This window comes from Dokdonella sp., from assembly GCF_035703485.1.
Taxonomy (GTDB): Bacteria; Pseudomonadota; Gammaproteobacteria; order Xanthomonadales; family Rhodanobacteraceae; genus Dokdonella.
Genome location: NZ_DASSYD010000073.1, coordinates 1 through 5,168, shown reverse-complemented (window position 1 = coordinate 5,168; position 5,168 = coordinate 1). Strand labels below are relative to the sequence as shown.

The following is a 5,168-nucleotide window of genomic DNA, read 5'->3' as shown; positions in this document are numbered from 1 at the left end:
GCGATTCGCGAAGGTGGCCGCACCGTCGGCGCCGGAGTGGTTGCCAAGATTGTTGAATAAAAAATGACAAGCCGGGATTGGTGATCAGGGATCAGGGATTCGTCGAAGCGCGCTTGCGCCCTTGTCGAATCCCGTATCTCGAATCTCGAATCTCGTGCCCCAAACATACGCCAGTAGCTCAATTGGCAGAGCAGCGGTCTCCAAAACCGCAGGTTGGGGGTTCGAGTCCCTCCTGGCGTGCCAGCTGATCAAATGTTGCTGGTGCGAACCCGGCACACAACGGCAGGACGAATGAACGCAAAGCTTGAACAATCCGAAAGCAACAGTGGTCTGGACCTCGCCAAGCTGAGTCTGTCGGCATTATTGATAGCCGGTGGCTTGTTCGGTTTCTATTATTTTTCCGGCCAGTGGCCGGCTGCGGCGCGAGTCGTGGCGCTGATCATCGCGTTCGTCGCCGCGGGACTGGTTGGTGCGACTACGCATACGGGTCGTTCGCTGCGTGTGTTTATCGCCGAGTCCCAGTTCGAGTTGCGCAAGATCGTGTGGCCCACTCGAGACGAGGCGCTGCGCACCACAGCTGTCGTGATCCTGGTTGTGATCGTGATCAGTCTAATTCTGGGCTTGATCGACCTGATCCTGAAATGGGTCGTGATGGACTGGTTGTTGACTCTCGGACACTGAGGAAAACATGGCAAAGCGCTGGTACGTAATTCACGCCTACTCGGGTTTCGAGAATCAGGTCCTGCGCGCGCTTAAAGAGCGTATCGCGCGGGAATCGATGGAGGACAAATTCGGTGACATTCTGGTTCCGACCGAAGAAGTCATCGAAATGCGCGGCGGCCAGAAGCGTCGCAGTGAGCGCAAGTTCTTCCCAGGCTACGTATTGATCCAGATCGAGACGCATGAAGAAAACCGGTTGCTGCGGATCGACGACGAATCCTGGCATTTGATCAAGGAGACGCCGAAGGTCATGGGTTTCATCGGCGGTACTGCTGATCGGCCAATGCCAATCAAGGATTCCGAAGCTGATGCGATTCTGCGTCGAGTCCAGGATGGCGTCGACAAGCCGAAGCCGAAAGTACTGTTCGAGCCCGGCGAAATGGTTCGTGTCACCGAAGGCCCGTTCAACGATTTCAACGGCGTCGTCGAGGAAGTCAATTACGAAAAGAGCCGCCTGCGCGTGGCGGTACTCATTTTCGGCCGCTCCACCCCGGTCGAACTTGAGTTTGGTCAAGTGGAAAAAGCTTAAGAGCGGGAGTGGGAAATGGGGAGTAGGGAGTAGGAGAGCAAAGCTTTTCCACTCCCCACTCCCTACTCCCCACTTCCATTTTCAACAAGGAGGAGTCCCGCAGTCCTAACAGACGTGCAGACGTTCGAACTCCAGGAGTAGAGAACAATGGCAAAGAAAGTTGTCGGTTACATCAAGCTGCAGGTCAAGGCCGGTCAGGCCAACCCGTCGCCGCCGGTGGGTCCTGCCCTCGGTCAGCGCGGCCTGAACATCATGGAATTCTGCAAGGCCTTCAATGCGGCTACGCAGAAGCTGGAGCCGGGCTTGCCGATTCCGTGCGTGATTACCGCGTATTCGGATCGCAGCTTCACCTTTATCACCAAGACACCCCCTGCAACCATCCTTCTGAAGAAGGCTGTCGGCATCACCTCGGGCTCGAAGCGCCCGAATACGGAGAAGGTCGGCAAGGTCACGCGCAAGCAGCTCGAGGAAATCGCCAAGGCGAAGGAACCCGATCTGACTGCAGCGGATCTGGATGCCGCCGTGCGAACGATCGCCGGCAGCGCACGCAGCATGGGCCTGGTAGTGGAGGGATAAGACATGGCAAAGACAGGAAAGCGTTACAAGGCAATCCGCGAGAAGGTCGTTCAGGGCAAGCCGTATCCGCTTGCAGATGCGATCAAGCTTGTTCAGGAAGGTGCCAAGACCAAATTCGTTGAATCCATTGACGTGGCCGTGCGCCTCGGCATCGATGCGAAGAAATCCGATCAGGGCGTGCGCGGTTCGTCCGTGCTGCCGCATGGCACCGGCAAGTCAGTGCGCGTTGCGGTGTTCTGCCCGGCCGGTGAAAAGGCCGAAGCCGCGTTGGCGGCAGGTGCCGATGCCGTTGGCATGGATGACCTGGCCGAGAAGATGCAGGCCGGTGATCTGAACTATGACCGCGTCATTGCCACTCCGGACGCGATGCGCGTGGTCGGCAAGCTCGGCCAGGTGCTCGGTCCGCGTGGTCTGATGCCGAACCCGAAAGATGGCTCGGTTGCCGCCGACGTCGTTACTGCCGTGAAGAATGCCAAGGCGGGTCAGGTGCGGTTCCGCAATGACAAGGCCGGCATCATTCATTGCACGATCGGCAAGGTCAACTTCGATGGCGAAAAGTTGAGCGAGAACCTCGGCCATCTGCTTTCAGATCTGGTCAAAGCCAAGCCGGCTGCCGCGAAGGGCATCTACGTGCAGAAGGTTTCGCTGTCGAGCACGATGGGTGTTGGCGTGACGGTTGATCCGTCGAGCCTGTCGCTCAAGTAAAAAGTTTCATGGCGATCGCCCAGGCGATTGCCAGGGTTTTGAGGGCGTGTGGATTTCCGGCAACGGGATGAAGCCAGCCGTCAAAGACCGCAGGCGGCCGGAATGGCGCGATCGGGAAAGCACGGAAGCGTGTCTTGCAATGGAAATCTCCCGCTCGCTTCGGACTGGTCTCAAACCCCCAGCCTGCGTAGATGGTGTCGCCTGACAGATTTTCTGGAACGGCCACCAGACAAGGCATCGCAAGATGCCGACGGATGCGCGAAGGAACTCGCGGTTCGTGTCGTTTTCGGATTCTGGTTTGCGCAGGAGCGCTGCCGTTATCCAATCGGAGAAAGCAATGGCGCTCAATCTTGCGCAAAAGAAAGAGGTCGTTGCCGAACTGGCGAACGTGGCTGCCACGGCACATTCTCTGGTCGCGTCCGAGTACGTCGGTCTTACCGTTGAGCAGCTTACACAGCTGCGCAAGAAGGCCCGCCAGGACGGGGTATTCATCCGGGTTGCGAAAAATACCCTGGTGTCCCGTGCGGTGGAAGGAACGGACTATGCGTGTGTCAAGGACACGCTCACGGGTCCGCTTCTGTATGCCTTCTCGACACAAGATCCCGGCGCTGCCGGTCGTCTGATCAAGGAATTTGCCAAGGCCAACGACAAGCTCAAGCCCATGCTGGTTGCTGTGGGCGGAAAGGCATATCCGGGGACGCACGTTGACGTGCTCGCCTCGTTGCCGACCCGCGAACAGGCTCTCACCATGCTGGTCAGCTTGCTCGCCCAGCCTGCCACCATGCTGGTCCGTGTCCTGGCTGAGCCCGCCGTCCAAGTGACGCGCGTCATCAATCAGGTCGGTCAGAAGCAGGCCGCCTAAAGCGTTCGTTTTTTCGGTACCCAATCAATAGCCGTTTTCAGGAGTTAAATCATGTCCCTTAGCAATGAACAGATCATCGACGCGATCGCTGGCAAGTCCCTCGTCGAGGTGATGGAGCTGGTCAAGGCGCTGGAAGAGAAGTTCGGTGTTTCCGCTGCTGCTCCGGTTGCCATGGCTGCCGGTCCCGCCGCTGGTCCAGCCGCCGCTGCCGAAGAGCAGACCGAATTCTCGGTCGGCATCAAGTCCATCGGCGACAAGAAGGTCGAGGTCATCAAGGTTGTCCGCGCGATCACCGGTCTTGGCCTCAAGGAAGCCAAGGATCTGGTCGAGTCCGCACCGGCCGTGGTCAAGGATGCGGTCAGCAAGGAAGATGCCGACAAGCTCAAGAAAGACCTTGAGACTGCTGGCGCAACCGTAGAGGTCAAGTAATCGACACATTCGGTCGCTTACCTGAATAGTTGCAGGCAAGCCTGGGGGTGCAAACTCCCGGGCTTTGTCCGTTGTTGTTGCGAGATTGGGGATTGGGGATTCGGGATCTACAGCAGGCGCAGTGTCGCCGTGTGAATCCCGAATCCCGAATCTCGAATCCCGGTTTTTAAACCCCGTTGGCGTCCCCCCGCGCCGACCATGCTCCGAGGCGGTACCCCCACCATGACCTACTCGTTTACTGAAAAGAAGCGCATCCGCAAGGATTTCGGCAAGCGTCCTCCCGTGCTGGACGTTCCCTTCCTGCTCGCCATCCAGGTTGATTCGTATCGTGAGTTCCTTCAGCTCGAAGGCGACCCGAACAAGCGAGAAGACAAGGGCCTGCATGCGGCATTGCAATCGGTATTTCCGATTTCAAGCTATGCCGGCTATGCGGCACTCGAGTACGTCAGCTATCGCCTCGGCGAACCGGCATTCGACGAACGTGAATGCCGTTCGCGCGGCATGTCTTATGGCGCGCCTCTGCGCGTGACGGTGCGTCTGGTCATCTATGATCGCGAGTCGTCGAACAAGGCCATCAAATACGTCAAGGAGCAGGAGGTCTACATGGGCGAATTGCCGCTCATGACCGACACCGGCACCTTTATCGTCAATGGCACTGAACGAGTCATCGTCTCCCAGTTGCATCGTTCGCCTGGCGTGTTCTTTGATCATGATCGTGGCAAGACGCACAGCTCGGGCAAGTTGCTGTATAGCGCACGCGTGATTCCCTATCGTGGCTCGTGGCTCGATTTCGAGTTTGATCCGAAGGATGCACTGTTCACCCGTATCGATCGCCGGCGCAAGCTGCCGGTGACGATTCTGCTGCGCGCGCTTGGCTACACCAACGAACAGATGCTCGACATCTTCTTCGAGCACAACGTGTTCCACCTCGGCAAGAAGGGCAGTGCCCAGCTTGAACTCGTCGCCGAACGCTTGCGTGGCGAAACGCTCGACTTTGACCTTAAAAATGGCAAGGACGTAATCGTTGAAGCCGGCAAGCGCATCACGGCGCGTCATGTGCGTCTGCTCGACAGCGCCAAAATCAAGTCACTGGACGTGCCGGATGAATATCTGATCGGCCGCATTCTCGCCAATGACGTCGTCGACACCAAGACCGGCGAACTACTCGCATCGGCCAACGACGAGATCGATGAGACCCACGTCGAGGCGTTCCGCAAGGCGGGCATTGATCGACTGGCCACCTTGTGGGTCAACGATCTGGACCGCGGCGCATACATTTCACAGACTTTGCGCATCGATCCGTCGAACACGCCGCTGGAAGCGCTGGTCGAGATTTATCGCATGATG

General features: G+C 58.0%; 6 protein-coding genes, 1 tRNA gene and 1 pseudogene. All 8 read left to right on the top strand.

Annotated features, from left to right (window positions below; genetic code table 11):
* The first annotated feature begins 167 nt into the window (after positions 1 to 167).
* Positions 168 to 243: transfer RNA gene (locus tag VFN25_RS05510), tRNA-Trp, on the top strand.
* A gap of 48 nt (positions 244 to 291) precedes the next feature.
* Positions 292 to 681: a preprotein translocase subunit SecE gene (secE, locus tag VFN25_RS05505; RefSeq protein ID WP_325139661.1), complete on the top strand. Its 390-nt coding sequence runs from the start codon at positions 292 to 294 to the stop codon at positions 679 to 681.
* 7 nt (positions 682 to 688) lie between these two features.
* Positions 689 to 1,249: a transcription termination/antitermination protein NusG gene (gene nusG / locus VFN25_RS05500; protein ID WP_325139659.1), complete on the top strand. Its 561-nt coding sequence runs from the start codon at positions 689 to 691 to the stop codon at positions 1,247 to 1,249.
* A gap of 147 nt (positions 1,250 to 1,396) precedes the next feature.
* Positions 1,397 to 1,825: a 50S ribosomal protein L11 gene (rplK, locus tag VFN25_RS05495; RefSeq protein ID WP_325139656.1), complete on the top strand. Its 429-nt coding sequence runs from the start codon at positions 1,397 to 1,399 to the stop codon at positions 1,823 to 1,825.
* A 3-nt stretch (positions 1,826 to 1,828) separates the two neighbouring features.
* Positions 1,829 to 2,530, top strand: a complete 702-nt coding sequence (gene rplA, locus VFN25_RS05490) for a 50S ribosomal protein L1 (RefSeq protein WP_325139654.1) — start codon at positions 1,829 to 1,831, stop codon at positions 2,528 to 2,530.
* A gap of 337 nt (positions 2,531 to 2,867) precedes the next feature.
* Positions 2,868 to 3,392: a 50S ribosomal protein L10 gene (rplJ, locus tag VFN25_RS05485; RefSeq protein ID WP_325139648.1), complete on the top strand. Its 525-nt coding sequence runs from the start codon at positions 2,868 to 2,870 to the stop codon at positions 3,390 to 3,392.
* Between the two features lie 51 nt (positions 3,393 to 3,443).
* Positions 3,444 to 3,821 (top strand): 50S ribosomal protein L7/L12, encoded by a 378-nt coding sequence (rplL, locus tag VFN25_RS05480; RefSeq protein ID WP_325139647.1) that lies wholly within the window; start codon positions 3,444 to 3,446, stop codon positions 3,819 to 3,821.
* A 222-nt stretch (positions 3,822 to 4,043) separates the two neighbouring features.
* Positions 4,044 to 5,168: pseudogene (rpoB, locus tag VFN25_RS05475) on the top strand (DNA-directed RNA polymerase subunit beta); the annotation flags it as partial.